This is a genomic window from Curtobacterium sp. VKM Ac-2852 (assembly GCF_013205045.1).
GTDB classification, from domain to species: Bacteria; Actinomycetota; Actinomycetes; order Actinomycetales; family Microbacteriaceae; genus Curtobacterium; species Curtobacterium flaccumfaciens.
The window spans coordinates 673,567-694,339 of the sequence record NZ_JABMLI010000001.1; the positions used below are offsets into that span (position 1 = coordinate 673,567).

Sequence of the window (20,773 nt, forward strand, 5' to 3'; positions counted from 1 at the left end):
CCCGCGGACAGTATCGCCGTTGCTGCGCCCGCGATCTGTCCGCCGGACCGAAACTCGGCACGGGCGCCGAGCGCCGAGCGGCTACGGCGAGCGCCCTCAGCGACGAGCCGGGGCGTGCACCGCCTCGAGCACCTCGGTGCCCATGGTCCGCAGCGCCTCGACGACGGCCAACCGCCGCTGCAACGAGGCGTCGTCGAACGTCACCGTCACCGCGTAGCTGACCGACGACCCGGGCCCCCGCAGGATCCCCGCCTCGGCCCGCACGCCGGTGCTCGACCCGGTGACCGCGACGACCTGCAACCCGTGGTCGAGTGCACGGTGCGCCAGGGGGTCGAGCCCGAAGGACCCGGCGACCAGGTTCAGGTCACTCGCCAGGGACAACCAGCCGAGCACGCGGTTGGACACCGCCTCGTCGACGACCTCGCCGAGCGCCAGTCCGCGCATCACCCACGACAGCTCCCCGGTCGGTGCGACGGAGGCGTCGGGGGCGTCGTCCGGTCCGCGGCGGTCCCGCACACGGTCGATCAACGCCGTGCGCTCGATGCCCAGGGACTCCGCACGCTCGCGGACGGCGTCGATGCCGACGGTCGACAGCAGTGCGTTCATGGCCCAGGCGTCGGCGGTGGCCCCGACCAGGGTCGCCAGGTCGGGCACCTGCATGGTCGGCTCCTGCAGGAACTGCCACAGGCCGGCACCGGTCGCGGTGTCACGGGCCATGCGCTGCAGTCGGTCACCGTGCAGGCGGCCGTCCTCGAGCTGGGCGGCGACCTCGATGAGCAACAGGACGCGGCCCAGGCTCGCGACCGGCTGCACCAGGGTGTCGTCGATCGCGAGCAGGGCCTTGCCGCTCGAGGTGTCGATCACCGAGGCGCTGACCCCGGCGCCCTCGAGCGCGAGGGCGCCGAGGGCCTCGGTGGTGGCGGTGAAGCGGTCGTCGGACCGGCCGCTGTGCCGCCCACGACCGCGGCCGCCACCTGCTGGGCGGTCGTCCGGTCGCCGGCGGCGCGACGACCGGGCCGCGTCCGGCTCCGTCATCACCAGATCGCGACGCGCTCGGCGGGGTCGAGGTACATCGCGTCCTGCTCGGTCACGCCGAAGGTGTCGTACCAGACGTCGATGTTCCGCACGACCTGGTTGCAGCGGAACTCGTTGGGCGAGTGCGGGTCGATGCTCAGCAGACGAGCCGCCTCTTCCGGGCGGATCGCCATGCGCCAGGCCTGTGCCCAGCTCAGGAAGAAGCGCTCGGCACCGGTGAGGCCGTCGACGACCGGGGGCTCCTGGCCGTCGAGCGACAGCAGGTACGCCTTCCACGCGATCGACAGGCCACCGAGGTCACCGATGTTCTCGCCGATCGTCAGGGCACCGTTCACGTGGCCGTCGGGCACCTCGGTCGGCACCAGGGCGTCGTACTGGGCGATGAGGGCCTTCGTGCGCTCCTCGAACGCCGCGCGGTCGGCCTCGGTCCACCAGTTCTCGAGCTTGCCGTCGCCGTCGTACTGCGACCCCTGGTCGTCGAAGCCGTGGCCGATCTCGTGGCCGATGACGGCACCGATCGCGCCGTAGTTCGCGGCGGCGTCGCGGTTCGCGTCGAAGAACGGGAACTGCAGGATGGCGGCCGGGAACACGATCTCGTTGAAACCGGGGTTGTAGTACGCGTTGATCGTCTGCGGGGTCATGAACCACTCGTCACGGTCGATCGGCTTGCCGATCTTGCCGAGCTCGCGGTCGACCTGGAACGAGGCGACCGCGCGGACGTTCGCGACCAGGTCGTCGGCACGGACGGGCAGCGCCGAGTAATCGCGCCACTTCACCGGGTAGCCGATCTTCGGCGTGAACTTGTCGAGCTTGTCGAGCGCACGGGCACGGGTCTCGTCGGTCATCCAGTCGAGCGCGGTGATGCTCTGCCGGTACGCCTCGACCAGGTTGGCGACGAGGTCGTCCATCTCGGCCTTCGAGGTCTCGTCGAAGTGCTCCTGCACGTAGATGCGGCCGACGGCCTCGCCCATCGCGCCCTCGACCAGCGAGACGCCGCGCTTCCAGCGGTCGCGCTGCTTGGGCGCACCGGTGAGTGCGGTGCCGTAGAACGAGAAGTTCGTGGCCGAGAACGCGCTCGTCAGGTACGCGGCGGAGCCACGGATGACCTGCCAGCGCAGCCAGTCCTTCCAGACCTCGAGCGGCTGGTCGTTCAGCAGGTCCGCCAGGCCGGTGATGAACGAGGGCTCGCGCACCACGACGGTCTCGAACGCGCCAGCCGGGGCGTCGATGGCCTGCCACCAGGTCTGCAGGTCGACGCCCTTCGCGAGCGCGGCGACCTCGGCCCAGGGCAGCTTGTTGTAGGTCTTCTGGCTGTCGCGGGTCGTGACGTTGTCCCAGTGCTGGGCGGCGAGCGCCGTCTCGAGCGCGATGACGTGCTCGGTGCGGGCGCCGCCGTCGTCGAGGCCGGCGAGCGGGAACATCGCCGCGACGAACTCGCGGTACTTCTCGCGGATGTCGGCGAAGCGGTCTTCGCGGTAGTACGACTCGTCGGGCAGCCCGAGGCCGGACTGCTCCAGGAACACGACGTAGGACTCGGGGTCGCCCGGGTCGTTGTCGACGAAGAGCTGCAGGAAGCTCGGCAGGCCGATGCGCTCGAAGCGGCCGACGGCGGCGATGACCTCGGGCACGGACTGGATCTCGGTGATCTCGGCGAGCAGGTGCTCGATCGGTGCGGTGCCGAGCTCCTCGAGCCGCGCTTCGTCGGTGAACGAGGTGAAGAGGTCACCGACCTTGCGCTCCTCGGTGCCGGGGGCGGCCTGCTGCGAGCGCTCGATGATGTCGCGCACGGCGATCTCGGCGGCTTCGGCCAGCACCGTGAAGGAGCCGTACCGGGCCTTGTCGTCGGGGATCGGCGTCGCCTCGATCCAGGTCCCGTTCACGTGGCGGTACAGGTCGTCCTGGGGGCGCACCGCGGGGTCGAGTTCGTCAGTGTGGATGCCGGAGGCACGTGCGACGTCGGTCATGCGGTCCACGATAGCCACCGACCCCATGGGGCAGGTCGATCCGGGTCGTCACCGGCACACGGCTGCCGGTACGGTCATCGCATGGGACTTCCGTGGAAGCTGCACGGAGACGGCAAGACCGTCTCCGCGACGACGATCGTGGCACCCGACGAACGGCTCACCTGGCCCCGGACGATCGGCCTCGGGGTGCAGCACGTCGTCGCGATGTTCGGCGCCACGTTCCTGGTGCCGCTGCTGACCGGGTTCCCGCCGTCGACGACGCTGCTGTTCAGCGGTATCGGCACGATCCTGTTCCTGCTCATCACGGGCAACCGCCTGCCGAGCTACCTCGGCTCGTCGTTCGCGTTCATCGCCCCGATCGGTGCGGCGACCAAGATCGGCGGCATCCCGCTCGCCCTGTCCGGCATCATCGTCGTCGGTGCGCTGCTCGCGATCGTCGGACTCGTCGTCCACCTGGCCGGTGCCGGCTGGATCGACCGGCTGATGCCCCCGGTGGTCTCCGGCGCGATCGTCGCCCTGATCGGCTTCAACCTGGCTCCGGCGGCCCGCGACAACTTCACGGCGGCCCCGGTCATCGCGCTCATCACCCTGGCGGCGATCATCCTGGTCACGGTCCTGTTCAAGGGCCTGATCGGCCGGCTGTCGATCGTCATCGGTGTGCTCGTCGGCTACGTCGCGGCGCTCATCGGCGGCCAGGTCGACTTCTCGAAGGTCGGTGACAAGCCGTGGATCGGCCTGCCGGAGTTCACCGCTCCCGCGTTCGACCCGTCGCAGCTCGCGATCTACCTGGCGTTCGTGCCGGTCGTCCTGGCGCTGGTCGCCGAGAACGTCGGCCACGTCAAGGGCGTCGGGCAGCTGACCGGCCGTGACCTCACGCCGCTCACCGGTCGCGCGCTCTTCGCCGACGGCATCTCGACCGTGCTGGCGGGCGTCGGCGGCGGCTCCGCCACCACCACCTACGGCGAGAACATCGGCGTCATGGCCGCCACCCGCGTCTTCTCGACGGCCGCCTACTGGGTCGCCGCCATCGCGGCCGTCCTGCTCGGCCTGTCGCCGAAGATCGGCGCCGTCATCTCCTCGGTGCCGGCCGGCGTGCTCGGCGGCGCCACCACCGCGCTCTACGGCCTGATCGGCGTCATCGGCATCCGGATCTGGGTCGAGAACCGCGTCGACTTCTCGAAGCCGAAGAACCAGCTGACGGCCGGCATCGCCCTGATCATCGGCATCGCGAACTTCACGTTCACGTTCGGCCAGGCGAGCTTCGGCGGCATCATCGTCGGCACGATCGCCGCGATCGTCGTCTACCACGTGATGGACGTCATCGGCCGGGCCCGTGGCACCGACGAGCCCTCCACCGAGGTCGCCGACCCCGCACACGCCGCCACCGGCGCCGTCCCCGCGGAACCGCGCGCCGACTGACGCGAGTGGGCGGCCGGAACGCGCGTCCGGCCTGACGACGTGGGACCACCGGACTGGAGGCCCGTGGCGGACACGGCCACGGGCCTCCAGTCCGTCACGGGGTCAGCCGCGGACGGAGATCGCGTTCTGCGCGTCCGGACCGGAAGCCGCTCGATCCCATGCCCTCGGAGCTCGCCGGAACTCGACCTACGCGACGGCGACGATCTCGAGGAACGTCTGCTCCGTGACGATCTCGATGATCTGCCCCGTGGCGGCGAGGTCCTTTGCTCGTTGGACCTTCCCACTGAGGGTCGTTCCGGGGCGGAGCGTTGCGGGGTCGAAGCCACCCATCACGACCAGCGTGGTCTTCTTGGTCACGTTGCCCGAGACGACCGCTCCGAACGAAGCGACGAGCGTCTGCGCCTCGGCGCGGGTGTAACTGTCGAGGTCGCCAGAGAAGCACACGACCTCTCCGAACAGGGGATGAGCCGGATCCGCCTCAGTGGCCGGTTGAGGAAGGTCGGCCTTGCGCTGGTACACACGGCCAGCTCGGTTGCTGCCCGTCGACCGGGTTGGCACGGCAGCCCAGAGTTCCTCGACGCTGTCGATCTGTTGCTCCTCGGCGATGCGCAGGATGATCAGCGCGCAGGCGAGCGAGTCAGCGCCGGCTTCGTGGTGATGGAAGTCAGGTAGAGCAAAGTGTTCGACGACCAGCGGAAGACGGTGGCTGGGCAGTTTGCAGTGGTGCCGGACCACGGCAAGAGCATCGAGGAAGTCCAGTTGCGGGTCGGGCGCTCCTGTGAGCGCGTTGGCCGCGTTGTAGACGCCCTTGTCGAAGGGACTGTAGGCGACGACCGGAAGTCCGTTCGTGACGGTGCGCAGCTGCTGGAGGGTCTCAGGCCAGGTCGGGGCGCCGTCGACGTCGTCCGGCCCGATGCCGTGGAGGTACGTGTTGGTGAAGTCCAGCCCGGTGGGCGGTTCGACGTACCAGGACGTCGTGGACTGGACAGCCCCGTCGATGACCGTGGTGAGGCCAACGGCACAAACCGATGCACGGTCGAAGTTGGCCGTCTCGAAGTCGAGGGCGACGAAGCTCAGCGTCATGCTGGCAGCTTAGGTGAGAACCGCTCGTTCTTCGCTCCATCTGCCCCTCGACTGGAGTGTCCGGTCATCGCTCGAGGGTCACCGCCAGTCGAGCGAGTGCAGGGTGATCAGCGTCGACTGCGCAACGGGATGTGGCCCCACCAGCCCAGGCCAGCGGCGTCGAAATCGAGGATGTCGAGGTAAGCGCCAAGTGGTTCGCCGATGTTGAAGTCCGCGACCTCCTGTCCGAACTCCTCTGGAGTCGGCTGGTCGCCGGTTGCGTAGGCGTCCGTGCGGTCGATCGTCGTCCACCGGTCGCGGATGATCCCGACGCGAGGACCTTGCCACGGGGAGTCGTAGACGACGCGGAACTCGTCAGCCGTGGCCCAGGCGTCGTGCACGACGACGCTTGCCGCCTCGGTCGGGCCGCCGTCGCGGAGCTTTCGGAGACATGCGAGCAGAGCGCGCGGACCCCATCCCTCGGCACGAGACACCTCGAGCTCTGCGATCAGCTCAGCATGTCGAACGCTCTCCACGTGGCGAACGTATCCCGAACTGGACGGTTCACGAGCCGAGGGTGTCCCTCTGGGAGTCCGACGCGATCGCCGAAGGCGAGGTCTTCGAACCGCGCGGGCAACATGGCCGGCACAGCAGCGGTCGGCTGGGCGAGCAGGTCCCACCGGCGCCGTCCCCGCGGAACCGCGCGCCGACTGACGCGAGTGGTCGGCCGGAACGCGCGTCCGGCCTGACGACGTGGGACCACCGGACTGGAGGCCCGTGGCGGACACGGCCACGGGCCTCCAGTCCGTCACGGGGCCGCGTCCACCCCGCCCGGCGACGACGACGGGTCGGCATCGCCGACAGAATGGGTCGGTGCACCGACCGACGCGACCCGCTGTGACCGCTGAGCGGCGCGCGGTCGACCGCGACATCGTGCGGCTGGCGGTGCCGGCGCTCGGAGCACTCGTGGTCGAGCCGCTGTTCCTGCTCACCGACACCGCGCTCGTCGGGCACCTCGGGGCGACGCCGCTGGCGGCCGTCGGGCTCGCGAGTGCCGTGCTGTCGACGGTGACCGGGCTGCTGGTGTTCCTGGCGTACTCGACGACCCCGGCCGTGGCACGGGCGCTCGGTGGTGGCGACCGTCGCGGAGCCGTGCACGCGGGCATCGACGGGATGTGGCTCGCGCTCGTGCTGGGGGTGGTGCTGGCGCTGGTCGGGTGGCCGCTCGCCGGACCGCTCGTCGACCTGTTCGGCGCCTCGGCCGAGGTGTCGGCCGCGGCGACCGCGTACCTGACCATCTCGCTGATCGGGCTGCCCGGCATCCTGGTGGTGACCGCCTCGACCGGACTGCTGCGTGGGCTGCAGGACACGAAGACCCCGCTCGTCGTCGCGACCATCGGGTTCGTCGCGAACGGGCTGCTCAACGCCGTCCTGATCTACGGCGCCGGTTGGGGCGTCGAGGGATCCGCCGCCGGCACCGTCATCGTGCAGTGGGCGATGGCCGTCGTCTACGTGCGCATCGCGGTGCGGGCCGCTCGGTCGTCGGGGGCGCCGCTGCGGCCGGGCGCCTCGGGCGTCGCACGGGCCCTGCGGTCGGGGGCATGGCTGTTCCTGCGGACCGCGTCGCTGCGGATCGCGATGCTCGCGACCGTCGGGGCCGCTGCCGGGCTGGGGACCACCGGGCTGGCGACGACCCAGGTAGGGCTGACCGTCTTCTCGACGCTGGCGTTCGCGCTCGACGCCCTGGCGATCGCCGGGCAGGCGCTCGTCGGGCACGGACTCGGCGGACGCGACCCGGAGCGGGTGCGACTGGTGACGCGACGGCTCGTGCTGCTCGGGATCGCCGGCGGTGTGCTGCTCGGGGTGCTGACCCTGGCCGTGAGCGGGGTGCTCGGGCCGGTGTTCTCGGACTCGCAGGCGGTGCGGGACGCCCTGCCCGTCGTGCTGGTGCTCATCGCCGTCGGGATGCCCGTCGCCGGGTACGTCTTCGTGCTCGACGGGGTGCTGATCGGCGCCGGGGACGCGCGCTACCTGGCCGTCGCCGGAGGCGTGAACCTCGTCGTGTACCTGCCGCTGCTCTGGTGGGCCGGTGGGACGCTCGCGGGGTTGTGGGCGGCCTTCGCCCTCGGGTACATCGGGGTCCGGGCGGTGACGCTCGGGGTGCGGGCGCACCGGCGCGGCTGGGTGGAACAGGCGTTGGCGCGGTGAGCGGGCCGTCTCCGGCTGGGCCCGCTTCGTCCGCCGGGCCTGATTCTCCTGCGGCACCGTCGTCCTCGGTGGCTTCGTCGGCCGTGCTCGCCACGGTCGGCATCGGGGTGCAGGGCATCGCGAAGCTGCTCGTGACCGTCGTCGTCGGGCGTGTGTTCGGCACCGAGACCCTCGGGCAGACCACCGCCCTGCTGTCGCTCTCGGTGTTCGTCGCCCTGCTCTGGCCGAACGCCGCGGGCAACACCGCATCGCGGTTCCTGGCGATCGCGCTACGGCGTCGGCACTCCGATGCCGCGGTGAACCGGCTGCTCGGGGTGTCGATGCTGGTGTCGAGCGTGGTGCTCGCGGCGGTCACCGTGCCGATCGCGCTGGCCTGGGGCAACGGCCCCGGGATGGTGCTCGGTGGTGCCGCGGTCGTCGTCGGCTACGGCCTCTACTGCTACGCCCGCGGCGCGCAACTCGGCTACGACCGGGCACCCCGGGTCGCACTCTGGGACTCCGTGACCAGCGTGCTGGCGCTCGGGTTGCTCGTGGTGGCGTGCGTCGCCCGGCTCGAGCCGTTCGTACTGCTGCCCCTGGCCATCGGGTACACGGTGTTCGCGATCGCGTGCTGGCCCCGGGGCAACGGCTTCTCGCCGGCTTCGCACGAACCCGCTGCCGGGGTGCTCGGGTTCGCAGCGTGGAACGTGCTGGCGGTGGTGACCTCGAACGGGTTGCTGCAGTTGACGATGATCTCGGCGCAGGTGACCTCCTCGGCGCACGCCGCCGGTGTCTACGCCGCTGCCTTCACCCTGGCGACACCGGCGTCGATGCTCGGGCAAGCGTTGGGGCAGGTGCTCGTGCCGGCGTTCGCGCACCGGACCGATGGTGGATCGTTGCGCTCCCGCGGAGCGCTGCTGCTCGTCGTCGGGTTCGCTGCTGCTTCCGCCGTCGTCTTCGGCCTGGTCGCCCTGCTCGCCGGGTGGTTCCTGCCGATCGTCTACCCCGCCGAGGGTGCCGCTGCCGTCGCGGACCTGCGGTACCTGATGGTCGCGGTGTGGGTGTTCACCGTCGGACTTGTGCCGGCGGCGTTGCTGCTCGCCGCTGGGCGCTCGCGCCAGGTCGCCCTCGCCTCGGTCGCCGGGTTCGTCGTCGGCGCTGGGCTCATGGCGGTGCTCGGACCCGTCGCGGGTGTCGCAGGTGGCACCACGGGGTTCTTGGTCGGGAGTGCGGTTAACCTGGTCGCGGTGGTCGGGCTCGGGGTGCGCACCAGCGCCGTGCCTCAACAATCCGTAGGGAATGTCGCATGAAGCTCGCACGGAACCACTCGCGGACCCCGCTGCTCACGAGCATCGGGATCGTCGCCGCGGTCGCGTTGGCCGGCTGCTCCGGACACAACGTCCCGACCGATGTCGGAGGCGAACCCTCCGACGCCTCGGAGACCGCCGCGAGACAAGCAGCGGTCGAGGGTCTCGAGGAGCACGACGAACACCGCTTCGTGTCGGCGGTGGGACAGGATCAGCGTTCCGGCGCGGTCACGGCGTGGAAGGTCTGCGAGCCGCTCCTGACACCGGGTGCGAAGGTCACCTCGAACGATGCGGTGGTGACGACCATCGTCGGCGTCTTCGTGCACCCTGCGGACAAGCGGGCGAAGGACTGCTGGGTCACGCTGTCGTGGACGGAACGTCAGGGTTGGAGCATGACGGCGGAACTGTCCGCCGAGAAGGACTAGCCCGCACGCGCCGCGTTGTTCCTGTCGCCGGTCAGTTCACGGAACCCCCGATGGTGCGCGTCAACAACTCGAGCTGGCTCCGCAGCTGCTGCGCTCCATCGGTTCCGAGGACGCGCGTGACCTCCTGCTCGACGGCGTCGATGACGACCTCCGCGTCGATCAACACCGCATGTCCGGGAGCGGTCAGGTGCAGCTCGTGCACGTGTCCGTGCCGCGGGTGTGCGCGCCGTTCGACGAGCGCTCGCTCCTCGAGCCGCCGGACGAGCGAGGCCACCGCCTGCGGGGTCACACCGAGCCGCCGGGCGAGTTCGGCGCCGGTCAGTCCTGGTTCGGCCTGCAACGACGCGAGGAAGGTGTAGTGCGCTGGCGCGAGACCGAGCGGACGCAAGCCCCGCTCCTTCTCAGCCTGCACGACGAGCTCGGCTCGCCGGAGCGCCCACACGACCCGATCGGCCGGAGCAGGCGCTGGAGAGGGCCTCTGGTCGTCAGTCACGATTCCGATGCTACATCGACTGATGGGTATAAAGTGCTTGATAGTTGACAACCACGTTAGGAATCTGATGACTCGACCCCTCGCCCTCGTGACCGGCGCCAGCAGCGGCATCGGCGCAGCCATCGCAACCGATCTCGCGAAGCAGGGCCACGACCTCGTCCTGGTCGCGCGCCGTGACGACCGCCTCCGGGCAGCACGGGACCATCTCGCTGAGCACGGAGCATCGGTAGAGGTCCTCGTCGCAGACCTGTCCGACCGCGCCGCCCTGGAACGCGTCGTCGATCGCGCCGGATCCGGAGACATCGACGTCCTGGTCTCGAACGCCGGCGTCAGCGCCTACGGCCCGTTCGCGGAGATCGACCCGGACGAGCTCCGGCGGGCGTGGACCCTCAACGCGGACGCGACGCCGCTCCTCACCCGAGCGGCTCTTCCCGGCATGTTGGACCGCGCACGGGGCGGCATCATCGCGATCGCATCGAACCTGGCGTTCAGCGCTGGCGTCGCGAATGCGCCTGCCGGTGGTCGCGGGCTCCCGCACCGGGCCCTCTACGTCGGTGCGAAGGCGGGGATGGTCGCGTTCACCCGTGTGCTCGCCTCGGAACTCGCCGGCACCGGAGTGCACGCGACGGTCGTCTGCCCGGGGCTCGTGTCGTCGGAGTGGAACGGTGGCGCATCGGTGTCGCCGATGGCGATGACACCGGACGACGTCTCCGTGGCCGCCCTGGCGGCCTTCCGGAACGGCGAAGTCGTGTGCTTGCCGGGCCTGGAGGACGAGGGTCTGCTGGCGCAGCTGGGCGAGACGGAACGGGCGATCCTGTCCGGCAACATCAAGCCGGGCCTCGCGCAGCGCTACATCGCCTGAAGAACCGGAGGCGCTACCGGGCTGCGAACGCGTCGCTGCGGTCCGTCGCCACCAAGGAAGCCGCCAGCGCGTCACGGCGCCGGATGAGTTCGTCAGCCCGTGCGGCCATCTCGTCACGGAGCTCAGCGACGCGGCTCCGCACCACCTCGCAGCTCTCGACTTCGCCGATCCGATCGCAGGAGATCACTTCGCCGATGACGGCCGTCGAGAACCCGAGGCCCAGCAGCGACTTGATCGTCTCGACTTCGGCCACGGTTGCCGCGTCGTAGTCGCGGTAGCCGTTGGGCTGACGGCTCGAGCTGATCAGGCCCAGGTTCTCGTAGTACCGCAGCGACCTCGCGCTCGCGCCCGTCCGCCGGGAAAGTTCGCCGATCTTCATCGTTCCTCTTGACCTTGACGCTGATGTCAATGTTTAGCGTAAGGCCAGTAGCGACCGCCGCACCAGAACGGACTCCCATGGCTCCCTCCGCATTCACCGCACACACCACGTCTCCCGGCAAGGCCAGCGTGCGGAGCCGACTCCTGTCGACGATCATCGGCATGACCCGAACTCGGGAGACACAGTTCGACCCGGCACGGTTCACCGGTGCCCCCTCGACGCGCAAGGCGTTCGAACCGCCGCGGAAAGCTCGCCGTGCGGCGAACATCGTCGAGTCGGACTTCCAGGGGTGGCCGGTGTTCTCGGTGGCTCCGCGCTCTGGAGCGACGACGGGTTCGGTCCTCTACCTGCACGGTGGAGCGTGGGCAGCGGAGATTCGCGCCGGGCACTGGACCTTCGTCGCCGCGCTCGCTGCGATGACGGGCCGGACCTTCGTCGTTCCGATCTACCCGCTGGTCCCCGCGATCACCCACGCGGACGTCAACCCCGTCCTCGTGGACCTCTGGGACTCGCTCGCCGGGGGCGGCCCCGTCGCGCTGATGGGTGATTCGGCCGGAGCGACGATGGCGATGAACCTGCTCCGTTCGCTCCCCTCGGACACTGCCCGGCCGGACACGACGATCCTGCTCTCCCCGACCCTCGACCTGACGCTGTCCAACCCGGACATCGCCGCCGTTGCCCCGCGCGACCCGCTGCTCCGCGCGGATCACCTGCGGGCCCTCGGCACGCTCTACGCAGGAGCGGACGGAGTCGAGAGCCCGACGGTCAACCCGATGCAGTCCGACCTGGACGGCATCGGACGGGTCCACGTCTTCACGGGCACGAGGGACATCCTCAACCCCGACGCACACCGTTTCGCTGCCCGAGCCAGCGCGGCGACGGACGCGACCGTGACCGTGACCGTGCACGAGAGCCCGGAGATGCTCCACGACTGGATGCTCATGCCCATCCCCGAGGCTGCAGCAACCACCCGAGCGGTCAGCACGCTGCTGCGCGGTTGAACGACCCGCTGCCGGACCGTCCAGGTCCGCCCACTCTCCGCGCTGCCCCGCCGACGGAGCCCAACGACGACCCCGACACCCGCAACAGAACAGGACGAACCATGCTGCAGATGAAGACCCTCGACCCGGCCACGAACTTCGGCGACCAGCACACGGTCTCGACAGGACCGGTCACGATCATCAACACCTTCGTCGCTCCGGAGGGCAAGAAGGCGGAAGTCCTCGCCGCCTGGAAGGCCGACGCGGAGTACATGCAGCAGACCGGCGACCTCCTCGCCGTCCAGCTGTACGGCGGCATCGCAGGGAGCAACCTCTTCACCAACGTCGCCGTGTGGGCCTCACCGGCGGCACTCGAGCGCGCCCTCCACACACCCGAGTTCGCAGCGCACGCCGCGAGCTACCCCGACGGGACGCTCGCCTACCCGCACCTGTACCAGAAGGTCGCGGTCGACGGGGTCTGCGCCGGGGAGCCTGTCTGACCCGTGACGGTGCCGGAACGCCCCGGAACGGGTCAGCGCCCTTCGGGACGAGCCTGACCAGCGAGACCTGCGAGCCGACGCAACCGCGCCTGCGAGTCCGATCCCGGCTCTGCGGTCCACAGGACGATCAGCTGATCGTGGTCCATCGCTGAGGCGAGGATCTCCCAGTCCAACTCGACCTCCCCGACGACCGGGTGACGAAGGGTCTTCCGGCCGGTGCCACGGCCAGCGACCACGTGCGCCGCCCAGGTCGCTCGGAACTCGGGGAACTCGGCCGACAAGCTGTCGACGAGCCGACCCAGATCCGGGTCGTCCGGGTACCGAGCGCTGTCCCCGCGGAGCTGGGCGATGGCGAGGGCCACGACCTCGTGCCAGTCGGCGTAGAGGCTCCGCATCGCCGGGTCGGCGAACAGGAGACGGATGAAGGTGCGCTCGCCTGGAGGGATGGCCGCGAAGTCGGTGATGAGCGCGGCGCCGAGGCGGTTCCAGCCGATGATCTGCGTCAGGCGTCCGAGGACGAACGCGGGCGTCGTCGCGAGGTCATCGAGCGCGCGCTGCAGTGCCGGTTGCACGACCTGCGTCCGTTGCAGCGGCGGAGCGGTCTCGGCCTTGCCGGTGAGGTCGAACAGGTACGCCCGGTGCTCGTTCGTCAGACGGAGCACATCGGCGAGGTCAGCCAAGACCGGCGCGGAGACGGCGATGCGACCCTGCTCGATGCGGGTGTAGTACTCGACGCTGATCGACGCGGCAGCCGCGACCTCTGCACGGCGGAGTCCCGGCACCCGTCGTCTCGCGTCCGCGGGCAGATCGAACGCTGCCGGGTCGAGTTCCGCGCGCCGAGCACGCAGGAAGTTCCCGAGCTCTTCCGCGCGCACGTCCATCGCCACGACGGAGAGTCTGCCACCGGGCGGAGCGGGGGAGGAATCCGTGCCCTCCACAGCGTGCGCACCGGCTGGCATCGTCGTCTGCATCCACGACCACGAAGGAGCCGCCATGAGAGCGATCGGTCTGACCGAGTACGGAGCACCCGGGGTGCTGCACGAGGTGCAGCTGCCGGAACGGCACGCGGGACCGGGCGAGGTCCGAATCCGCGTCCGTGCCGCTGCGGTGAACCCCGTCGACGCCATCATCCGATCCGGTGGGTTCGCCGGCAACGACCGCGCGATCGCCGAACCGGTCGTCCCCGGCACCGACGTCGCCGGCGTCCTCGACGAGGTCGGCCCGGAACAGCCCGACGGGTTCGACCTGGTCGTCGGTGACGCCGTCACCGGGTTCGTCGTCCCCGACGGCAGCCACGGCGGCTACGCCGAACAGATCGTCCTGCCGACCCTGTCGGTGACACGGATGCCGTCGAACGGCTCCTTCGCCCACGGGACGGCGTTCCTGTCGAACGCGCTGACGGCGGAGATGACCCTCGAACACCTCGCCCTCGACGAAGGCCAGACCCTCGCCGTGACCGGCGCGACCGGCGCCGTCGGCGGGTACCTGGTGCAGCTCGCCGCCGCCCGTGGCATCACCGTCATCGCCGATGCGCGACCCGCCGATGCCGAGCGCGTCCGGGACCTCGGTGCGGCGGTCGTCCTCGACCGTGCGGCGGACTTCGCCGCAGGGGTCCGGGACGCAACGAACGGGCACGGCGCCGACGCGGTCGCGGACCCCGCGATCCGCACCGACCAGATCATCGCCGCTGCCCGCGACGGCGGACAGGTCGCGTTCTACCTGCCGACCGACGTCGACCCGGGCCGCGGCATCAGCGTGTTCGGGTCCTACGTGATGCGCTCGAACCTCCGCCACGACGCCATCGAGCGGCTCGCCCGATCCGTCGAGCGCGGTGAGCTCACGGCCGACGTCGCCGACGTCATCCCCGCCGCGGACGCTGCCACCGCGCACGAACGACTCGAACGGGGCGGCGTCCGCGGCCGGCTCGTCCTCGACTTCTGATCCACACGAACCCGAAGGAACCCCTCTTGGACACCACCGCAACCCTCCCCGCCGTCGGACAGACCTGGCTCGCCGACCTCGGTCCGGACACGCCCCTCGGACACTTCACCGTCGAGATCACCTTCGACACGGACACCCAGGTCACCTTCCACGTCACCGGTGGCGCCATCGCCGGACGGACCGAGACGATGCCGTACACGACCGCGAAGGTGCGCGACGGGCTCTACGTGGTCCGGTGGACGGAAGCCGACGCCGGCGACCACGTCACCCACATCGAGGACTACGACGCCGGGACCTGCATAGCCAGCTCCGTGGTCGGCGGGGAGTTCATCCAGCTCAGCGGCACCTGGACACGCGTCCGCTGACCGCCCTGCTCACCACCAGAACGGCGCCTGGGGCTGGTAGGGCTCCTCGATCACGGCCGCCTCGTCATCGGTGAGTTCGATGTCGAGCGCAGCGACCGCGTCATCGAGGTGGTTCGGCTTGGTGGCCCCGACGACGGGTGCGGAGACGACCGGGTTCCGGAGCACCCAGGCGAGGGCGACCTGCGCCATCGGGACGCCCCGGTCCTCGGCGATCTGCTGGACCGCGTCGATGACGGGGCCGTCGGCATCGGAGTCGAACGCCTTGGCCACCTCGTCCACGCTCGACCTCGCGGTCTCCACGCCACGCGGTCGGGTGAGGCGGCCCTTCGCGTTCGGAGAGTACGGCACGAGTCCGACGCCCTGATCGGCGCACATCGGGATCATCTCCCGCTCTTCCTCACGCTTGAGCGCGTTGTACTGGTCCTGCATCGTCGCGAACGGCGTCCAGCCGTTGACGGTCGCAGCGGTCTGCATCTTCGCGAACTGCCAGGCCCACATCGACGACGCGCCGAGGTACCGGACCTTTCCCGCCCGCACCAGGTCGTGCAGCGTCGCCATGGTCTCCTCGACCGGCGTCTCCGGGTCGAACCGGTGGATCTGGTACAGGTCGATGTAGTCGGTGCCGAGGCGGGAGAGCGAGGCATCGACCTGTTCGAGGATCGCCTTCCGCGAGAGCCCCGATCCCCCGGGGCCGTCGTGCATCTTCCCCGACACCTTGGTGGCGAGCACGATGTCCTCACGTCGCGAGAACTCGCGCACCGCGCGCCCCACGAACTCCTCGCTCGAGCCCTGCTGGTAGACGTTCGCGGTGTCCCAGAAGGTGATGCCGAGCTCGACGGCCTGCCGGAAGAACCCGCGGGCGGCGTCCTCGTCGATGGTCCAGGAGTGCAGGCCCCGCGCAGGGTCGCCGTAGCTCATGCAACCGAGGGCGAGACGACTCACGACGAGTCCGGTCGATCCGAGGCGGGTGTGGTGCACGGTGTCCTGCTCTCTCGAGGCCAGTGGCGGTGACGGTCACCTCCGACGATAGGGGCGATCCGCCCGGAGAAGGTGCCCCAGGAGGGCACCCCTCGTGCCTCGCGATCCTCGTACCGTCGGTGGTGTGCAGACGAACCCCTGGAACCCCGAGACCATCGCAGCGATCGCAGCGAGCGACGACCTCCACGTGAGCCCGTTCCGATCGGACGGGACGACCTACGGCACGCCGACCTGGATCTGGTCGGTCGTCGTCGACGGGGAGCTCTACGTCCGCGCCTACAACGGGCAGCGCTCACGCTGGTACCGCTCCGCCATCGAGCAGGGCGCCGGCCGGATCAGCGCCGCGGGAGCCGAGCACGAGGTGGTGTTCGAATCGCTCGGTCCCGACCTGAACAGCCGGATCGACCTGGCGTACGAGACCAAATACGCCGGCAGCCCGTACCTCCCGCCGATGCTCCAGGACGGACCGACGTCCGCCACCGTGCGCATCCGCCCGCGCGCGTGACCGCGCCAGGGGCGCCCCGGACGACCCCAGGGCGGACTGGAGGCGCGGTGCCAGCTGGCAGCGCGCCTCCAGTCCGATGCCCCGGCAGTGCACCCCGCGCACCGGCGCGGACTCGTAGGGTCGCCTCATGAGCACGAACCGGGAAGACGTCAGGGACTTCCTCGTCAGCCGCCGTGCCCGGGTGCGCCCGGAGCAGGTCGGTCTGCCCGGCGGACCGAACCGGCGGGTCGCAGGACTGCGACGCGGTGAGGTCGCGATGCTCGCCGACGTCAGCGTGGAGTACTACTCCCGGCTCGAGCGCGGCAGCCTCGCCGGCGTCTCCGACGGCGTCCTGCACGCCGTCGCCGGCGCACTGCTCCTCGACGACGCCGAACGCGACCACCTGTTCGACCTCGCGCGGGCCGCGAACGCCTCGCCGGTCCGCGGTCAGCGACGCGCAGCCACGCCGAAGGCGCTGCGCGTCGGCCTGCAGTACACGCTCGACTCGTTCACCGGCGGGCCCGCGTTCATCCGCAACGACCGCCTCGACGTGCTCGGTGCGAACGCCCTCGGCCGGGCGCTCTACGCCGACCTGTTCCGGAAGTCGGAACGGCCGAACCTGGCCCGGGCCGCGTTCCTTGACCGGGACTGGGCCGAAGCGTTCCATCCGGACTGGGACCTCGCCGCCGATCAGAGCGTCGCGATCCTCCGTGCCGCCGCCGGCCACGACCCGCACGACGAGGACCTGCAGGCCCTGGTCGGAGAACTCTCGACGCGCAGCCCCGAGTTCCGGGCGAAGTGGGGCGTGCACGACGTCCGCCGGCACGCCACCGGCGAGAAGCACTTCGTCCACCCGGTCGTCGGCGCGCTCGACCTGCACTTCGAAGGCACCCGGCTGATGAGCGACCCGGGACTGAGCCTCCTGCTCTACAGCGCGGAGCCCGGCTCCCCGACCGCGGACGCGCTCCGGCTGCTCGGTTCGGTCGCTGCGACCGACCGATGCGACGCGGTGGACGCGGCTGGGCGTGGCGCGACGGACCGGCGCTGACGCTGCGTCGACACGACGTCCGGGTCACTCGGTCCGGATGCGCATCGCTGCCAGTGCCGCGACGACCAGCACGGCGGCCGCCACCACGAAGCTGATCTGCGTCCCGACGACGAACTGCGACCGGTCCGCCAGGAACGCTCCGAAGACCGCGATCGCGACGGCGCCGCCGACCTGCCGGAAGGTGTTGAACACCGCGCTCGCGGTGCCCGACCGCTCGGCCGGGACACTCGCCAGGACGACCGACGTCGCCGGCGGCATCGCGACGGCGCCACCGGCACCGGTCAGGACCGTGCAGACCGCGACCGCCACGACCGAGTCCGACGGTGCGAGCACGATCATCACCACCAGGCCGAGCGCCATCGTCGAGAGTCCCGCGACCACGGGGACGCGGGCACCGAACCGGTTCACGAGCGTGCCGCTGACGACGTTCCCGACGATGCTGAACGCCGCGGAAGGCAGGAACACCATCCCGGCGGCCAGGGGCGACAGGCCGAGGTGCTGCTGCAGGTAGAGGCTGAGCACGAACACGCTGCCGAAGTTGCCGACCATGAACGCGAACCCGACGCCGAGCGCGACCCGCATGCCGCCGGAGCGGAACAGGTCGAGCGGCATCATCGGGTTCCGACCGTGGGCCTGCACCAGCAGGAACCCAACGATGGCGACGGCCGCGAGCACCAGCGCGACGACCACGAAGCACCGGTCGAAGCCCGTCGCACCGCCTTCGATGAGTCCGAAGACGAGCCCCGCGAGCGCGAGCAGCGCAAGGACCTGCCCTGCCGGGTCGAACCGGGCCGGACGCTGAGGCGACGGTGTCACCCGAACGAGCATCACGAGCATCGCCGCGCACACCGGCAGGTTGATGGCGAACACGAGTCGCCAGTCGAGGGTCGTCAACGCTCCGCCGAGGATCGGCCCCACCGCACCGGCGACCGCCCCACCGACCGCCCAGATGCCGAGGGCGTGCGCCCGTTCGCGCGCATCCGGGAAGGCTTCGCGGATCAGTGCCATCGAGGCCGGCAGCATCACCGCTGCGGCTGCCCCTTGGAACGCCCGCGCTGCGATCAGCGCACCGAGCGTCGGTGCGAGGGAACACGCCACGGACGCCACGAGGAACCCCGCGATGCCCCAGCCGATCGCCCGTTTCGCCCCGATGCGCTCGGACAGATTGCCCGCGAACAGCAGCAGCGAGGCGAACAGCAGCGTGTACGCGTCGATCACCCACTGCAGACCCGAAGTGGTGCCGCCGAACTCCTGACCGATCGTGGTCAGGGCGACGTTCACGATCAGGATGTCGAGGGTGATGAGGAAGAAGCCGAGCGAGGCGAGCAGGAGTGCCAGCCTGGCAGCGCCGCGCGACACTCTGGTGGTCGGGACATCGGCCTTCGTCGGAACGGTCACCGTTCGATCGTCCCGCCCCGGAACCAGACCGGGGATGCCCTGACGGGGAACCCCTGCCGGGTGTGAGCAGCGGACGCACGACGTCTCGCACACCGATCTCGAACCGGATCAGGACGATCCGCAGCACGTCACCGGGCTCGGCTGGTTCGAGCACCCCGTCGCGTTCGCGAAACGAGCCGTGCTCGGAAATCCACACCTGGGGCGCTAACGGTGCAGTGCTCGAGCTCGTGGTGACGTGCGTCGCTCGGCTCGAGCCCTTCGTGCTGCTGCCCCTGGCCATCGGGTACACGGTGTTCGCGATCGCGTGACCCGGGCTGCCCGATGATCTATCGCCGGTGCGCGCCACACAGCCCGACAGCGCTGCCTCGAGAGCGGGGCATTTTCACTACTCCATACCCCGAAAGCGCGGCACACCTGCAGCCCGCTATGCGAAACGAAGGCGAGGCTTGAACGTATTGCCTCCCAACTCGGTGTAATGAGCGCCCGTACTACCGCAGAAGCCGGACAGTGATCACCTCCAAGGTGCTCGAGTGCCCGCTCTGGCAGACACTCTTGCAACACGCGGACGTGTCTTCGGAGGAATAAGCGTCAGTTCCTGCGCAGTTGGCCGCGCACTGACCGTAGATGCAGTTGCCGCGCATCTCTGTCAGAGTCGAGCCCTACCAACCGGGAGACTCGCAACTCCCTGCGGACACACCAGCGTTATTAGCGTGGTGATCATTTAGCAGGCGGTTCCGCAGATTCGCCCTTGCTTTCCTGCACATGACGGAAATATGAGCTGACGTCGGGACGCTTCGGCTCCCTATCACCACGGTCTTCGTCATCCTCGCTCATCTCAACCTCACTCCGCGTCCTTGGATTCGAACGTTTCGCCACCGTCGCTCGAGTGCGTGACAGGCTTCAGGTAGTCATCTACGCCCGGTCGATCGATAGCAGCGTCATCGTCAGATGGCTGCTGAGGTGGGGGTTTGCGTGCCATACGGCTCTCCTTCGGGTGGAAATTGACCGGCGACCAGGACGAAAACAAGAAGCGACGTCACCGCCAGGAGCAGCATAACGAATCCGACCGTCACGATGCGAGCCTGCCTGTCGCTGTCGCCCTCCCTCCGTAGTACTTGCACTGTCCGTATTTCTAGAAGGATGTCCTCAAGCTCGTCAGGCGTGATCGGTTTCTCTACAAAGTCGTTTACGATCTTGCGGGTATCCGGGACGTCAATCGTGCGCGCCCAGAATGCCCAAACCGCGGAAGCCACGCCGAGCAAAGCGAAGCCAATGGGTATACCAGCCCAGGGTGCGAGGGGTGATGCTGCGGCCCTCAGCACACTGCTTCCAGCAACCAGGCCAGACGCCGTGACAATGAATACGGCCTTCGCATCGAACCGGGCTCCTCGCCGTATGGCGGCCTCGAGGTGCCTATCCACCTCGGCTGCGAGCAATCTCACACGTGCAGACCTCTGGATCTCAGTCCTCTTCCGACGCCTCATCACCGCATCCTACGGCTCTCGCGCACAAGGCATGGCAACCCGCTTGACTAAACCAGTAGATCACAGGACATGCAGATATAAAACGAGTGTCGCCCGCTCGGGGATCACTCCGGCTGACACCCCTGCTCTGGGTCCGGTCTGCCACCTGCCGGACCGTGAAGTTGAACGTACGCAAACATCCGCCATCTCAAACTACAAAATCGACGGGCCACTCGTGGGGACTAGGGGCCCTTTCCGATCGCGTCTCGCGGCCGAACCTACTCGGCACAGGGATAGCTGCTGGCCAGCGCTATCGAGCCCCAATTCACTTCAGCATGTACATCACGGGCTGTCAGTGCTGGCAACGCGACCCCCAATGAGCAAGCGCCCAATCCGCTCAGCACGCCGGCCAGCCTCGATACTCTTCTGCCAAGACGGGCCGACAGGCCCGGACCCGCAGCTGCGCATCGCCTCGCCGTCGAC

At 69.6% G+C, this 20,773-nt stretch carries 21 protein-coding genes; 11 read left to right on the plus strand and 10 right to left on the minus strand.

What is annotated here, in order from left to right; genetic code table 11:
• Window positions 1–96: 96 nt before the first annotated feature.
• Together HQQ79_RS03365 and HQQ79_RS03370 are read right to left on the minus strand one after the other, a co-directional pair.
• Window positions 97–1,035, minus strand: coding sequence for a serine hydrolase (locus HQQ79_RS03365; RefSeq protein ID WP_071248868.1), 939 nt, complete (start codon window positions 1,033–1,035; stop codon window positions 97–99).
• Window positions 1,035–2,999, minus strand: a complete 1,965-nt coding sequence (locus tag HQQ79_RS03370) for a M13 family metallopeptidase (RefSeq protein ID WP_173032490.1) — start codon at window positions 2,997–2,999, stop codon at window positions 1,035–1,037. Before HQQ79_RS03370 ends, HQQ79_RS03365 begins: the two co-directional genes overlap by 1 nt.
• Window positions 3,000–3,080: 81 nt before the next feature.
• On the opposite strand from HQQ79_RS03370, the gene HQQ79_RS03375 reads away from it, so the two are divergent.
• The gene (locus tag HQQ79_RS03375; RefSeq protein WP_173032491.1) at window positions 3,081–4,418 is read left to right on the plus strand and encodes a uracil-xanthine permease family protein; all 1,338 of its coding nucleotides are present in this window, start codon (window positions 3,081–3,083) and stop codon (window positions 4,416–4,418) included.
• A gap of 186 nt (window positions 4,419–4,604) precedes the next feature.
• On the opposite strand, the gene HQQ79_RS03380 is transcribed toward HQQ79_RS03375, so the two are convergent.
• Window positions 4,605–5,501, minus strand: a complete 897-nt coding sequence (locus HQQ79_RS03380) for an exonuclease domain-containing protein (RefSeq protein ID WP_173032492.1) — start codon at window positions 5,499–5,501, stop codon at window positions 4,605–4,607.
• Between the two features lie 107 nt (window positions 5,502–5,608).
• Window positions 5,609–5,881, minus strand: a complete 273-nt coding sequence (locus HQQ79_RS03385) for a hypothetical protein (RefSeq protein WP_216852159.1) — start codon at window positions 5,879–5,881, stop codon at window positions 5,609–5,611.
• A 496-nt stretch (window positions 5,882–6,377) separates the two neighbouring features.
• Here HQQ79_RS03385 and HQQ79_RS03390 point away from each other — a divergent pair, with 496 nt between their 5' ends.
• From HQQ79_RS03390 to HQQ79_RS03400, 3 genes are all read left to right on the plus strand, one after another.
• Window positions 6,378–7,688 carry an MATE family efflux transporter gene (locus HQQ79_RS03390; protein ID WP_173032494.1) on the plus strand — a complete coding sequence of 437 codons (1,311 nt, stop codon included), beginning with the start codon at window positions 6,378–6,380 and terminating at the stop codon, window positions 7,686–7,688.
• 68 nt (window positions 7,689–7,756) lie between these two features.
• On the plus strand, window positions 7,757–8,977 hold the full coding sequence (locus HQQ79_RS03395; RefSeq protein ID WP_173032495.1) for a lipopolysaccharide biosynthesis protein: 1,221 nt from the start codon (window positions 7,757–7,759) through the stop codon (window positions 8,975–8,977).
• A complete protein-coding gene (locus tag HQQ79_RS03400) occupies window positions 8,974–9,399 on the plus strand; it encodes a hypothetical protein (RefSeq protein ID WP_173032496.1) in 426 nt (141 codons plus the stop codon). The genes HQQ79_RS03395 and HQQ79_RS03400 overlap by 4 nt, the downstream gene beginning before the upstream one ends.
• 31 nt (window positions 9,400–9,430) lie before the next feature.
• Here HQQ79_RS03400 and HQQ79_RS03405 read toward each other — a convergent pair whose 3' ends face one another.
• Complete coding sequence (locus HQQ79_RS03405) at window positions 9,431–9,892, minus strand: MarR family transcriptional regulator (protein WP_216852160.1); 462 nt, start codon at window positions 9,890–9,892, stop codon at window positions 9,431–9,433.
• Between the two features lie 67 nt (window positions 9,893–9,959).
• Between HQQ79_RS03405 and HQQ79_RS03410 the strand changes: the two genes are divergently transcribed.
• Window positions 9,960–10,754: an SDR family oxidoreductase gene (locus HQQ79_RS03410; protein ID WP_173032498.1), complete on the plus strand. Its 795-nt coding sequence runs from the start codon at window positions 9,960–9,962 to the stop codon at window positions 10,752–10,754.
• Between the two features lie 13 nt (window positions 10,755–10,767).
• On the opposite strand, the gene HQQ79_RS03415 is transcribed toward HQQ79_RS03410, so the two are convergent.
• A complete protein-coding gene (locus tag HQQ79_RS03415) occupies window positions 10,768–11,133 on the minus strand; it encodes a MerR family transcriptional regulator (protein WP_173032499.1) in 366 nt (121 codons plus the stop codon).
• Between the two features lie 77 nt (window positions 11,134–11,210).
• Here HQQ79_RS03415 and HQQ79_RS03420 point away from each other — a divergent pair, with 77 nt between their 5' ends.
• On the plus strand, window positions 11,211–12,134 hold the full coding sequence (locus tag HQQ79_RS03420) for an alpha/beta hydrolase fold domain-containing protein (protein ID WP_173032500.1): 924 nt from the start codon (window positions 11,211–11,213) through the stop codon (window positions 12,132–12,134).
• 101 nt (window positions 12,135–12,235) lie between these two features.
• The gene (locus HQQ79_RS03425) at window positions 12,236–12,613 is read left to right on the plus strand and encodes an antibiotic biosynthesis monooxygenase (protein ID WP_173032501.1); all 378 of its coding nucleotides are present in this window, start codon (window positions 12,236–12,238) and stop codon (window positions 12,611–12,613) included.
• 32 nt (window positions 12,614–12,645) lie between these two features.
• On the opposite strand, the gene HQQ79_RS03430 is transcribed toward HQQ79_RS03425, so the two are convergent.
• Window positions 12,646–13,494 carry a helix-turn-helix domain-containing protein gene (locus tag HQQ79_RS03430; RefSeq protein ID WP_173033090.1) on the minus strand — a complete coding sequence of 283 codons (849 nt, stop codon included), beginning with the start codon at window positions 13,492–13,494 and terminating at the stop codon, window positions 12,646–12,648.
• Between the two features lie 112 nt (window positions 13,495–13,606).
• Between HQQ79_RS03430 and HQQ79_RS03435 the strand changes: the two genes are divergently transcribed.
• The gene (locus tag HQQ79_RS03435) at window positions 13,607–14,554 is read left to right on the plus strand and encodes an NADP-dependent oxidoreductase (protein WP_173032502.1); all 948 of its coding nucleotides are present in this window, start codon (window positions 13,607–13,609) and stop codon (window positions 14,552–14,554) included.
• A 26-nt stretch (window positions 14,555–14,580) separates the two neighbouring features.
• Window positions 14,581–14,919: a hypothetical protein gene (locus HQQ79_RS03440; protein ID WP_173032503.1), complete on the plus strand. Its 339-nt coding sequence runs from the start codon at window positions 14,581–14,583 to the stop codon at window positions 14,917–14,919.
• Between the two features lie 9 nt (window positions 14,920–14,928).
• On the opposite strand, the gene HQQ79_RS03445 is transcribed toward HQQ79_RS03440, so the two are convergent.
• Window positions 14,929–15,897, minus strand: a complete 969-nt coding sequence (locus HQQ79_RS03445) for an aldo/keto reductase (RefSeq protein WP_173032504.1) — start codon at window positions 15,895–15,897, stop codon at window positions 14,929–14,931.
• Between the two features lie 124 nt (window positions 15,898–16,021).
• Here HQQ79_RS03445 and HQQ79_RS03450 point away from each other — a divergent pair, with 124 nt between their 5' ends.
• Window positions 16,022–16,402: a DUF2255 family protein gene (locus HQQ79_RS03450; RefSeq protein WP_173032505.1), complete on the plus strand. Its 381-nt coding sequence runs from the start codon at window positions 16,022–16,024 to the stop codon at window positions 16,400–16,402.
• Window positions 16,403–16,529: 127 nt separating this feature from the next.
• Complete coding sequence (locus HQQ79_RS03455) at window positions 16,530–17,429, plus strand: helix-turn-helix transcriptional regulator (protein WP_173032506.1); 900 nt, start codon at window positions 16,530–16,532, stop codon at window positions 17,427–17,429.
• Between the two features lie 24 nt (window positions 17,430–17,453).
• Here the strand turns inward: HQQ79_RS03455 and HQQ79_RS03460 are convergent, their stop codons facing one another.
• A complete protein-coding gene (locus HQQ79_RS03460; protein ID WP_216852161.1) occupies window positions 17,454–18,827 on the minus strand; it encodes an MFS transporter in 1,374 nt (457 codons plus the stop codon).
• Window positions 18,828–19,771: 944 nt separating this feature from the next.
• A complete protein-coding gene (locus HQQ79_RS03465; protein ID WP_173032507.1) occupies window positions 19,772–20,311 on the minus strand; it encodes a hypothetical protein in 540 nt (179 codons plus the stop codon).
• Between the last annotated feature and the right edge of the window lie 462 nt (window positions 20,312–20,773).

What these genes read in the sequence shown, in the direction of transcription:
- HQQ79_RS03365 (WP_071248868.1), bottom strand. Translation starts at nt 1,035, where the DNA reads ATGACGGAGCCGGACGCGGCCCGGTCGTCGCGCCGCCGGCGACCGGAC.
- HQQ79_RS03370 (WP_173032490.1), bottom strand. Translation starts at nt 2,999, where the DNA reads ATGACCGACGTCGCACGTGCCTCCGGCATCCACACTGACGAACTCGAC.
- HQQ79_RS03375 (WP_173032491.1), top strand. Translation starts at nt 3,081, where the DNA reads ATGGGACTTCCGTGGAAGCTGCACGGAGACGGCAAGACCGTCTCCGCG.
- HQQ79_RS03380 (WP_173032492.1), bottom strand. Translation starts at nt 5,501, where the DNA reads ATGACGCTGAGCTTCGTCGCCCTCGACTTCGAGACGGCCAACTTCGAC.
- HQQ79_RS03400 (WP_173032496.1), top strand. Translation starts at nt 8,974, where the DNA reads ATGAAGCTCGCACGGAACCACTCGCGGACCCCGCTGCTCACGAGCATC.
- HQQ79_RS03410 (WP_173032498.1), top strand. Translation starts at nt 9,960, where the DNA reads ATGACTCGACCCCTCGCCCTCGTGACCGGCGCCAGCAGCGGCATCGGC.
- HQQ79_RS03415 (WP_173032499.1), bottom strand. Translation starts at nt 11,133, where the DNA reads ATGAAGATCGGCGAACTTTCCCGGCGGACGGGCGCGAGCGCGAGGTCG.
- HQQ79_RS03420 (WP_173032500.1), top strand. Translation starts at nt 11,211, where the DNA reads ATGGCTCCCTCCGCATTCACCGCACACACCACGTCTCCCGGCAAGGCC.
- HQQ79_RS03425 (WP_173032501.1), top strand. Translation starts at nt 12,236, where the DNA reads ATGCTGCAGATGAAGACCCTCGACCCGGCCACGAACTTCGGCGACCAG.
- HQQ79_RS03430 (WP_173033090.1), bottom strand. Translation starts at nt 13,494, where the DNA reads ATGGACGTGCGCGCGGAAGAGCTCGGGAACTTCCTGCGTGCTCGGCGC.
- HQQ79_RS03435 (WP_173032502.1), top strand. Translation starts at nt 13,607, where the DNA reads ATGAGAGCGATCGGTCTGACCGAGTACGGAGCACCCGGGGTGCTGCAC.
- HQQ79_RS03455 (WP_173032506.1), top strand. Translation starts at nt 16,530, where the DNA reads ATGAGCACGAACCGGGAAGACGTCAGGGACTTCCTCGTCAGCCGCCGT.
- HQQ79_RS03465 (WP_173032507.1), bottom strand. Translation starts at nt 20,311, where the DNA reads ATGAGGCGTCGGAAGAGGACTGAGATCCAGAGGTCTGCACGTGTGAGA.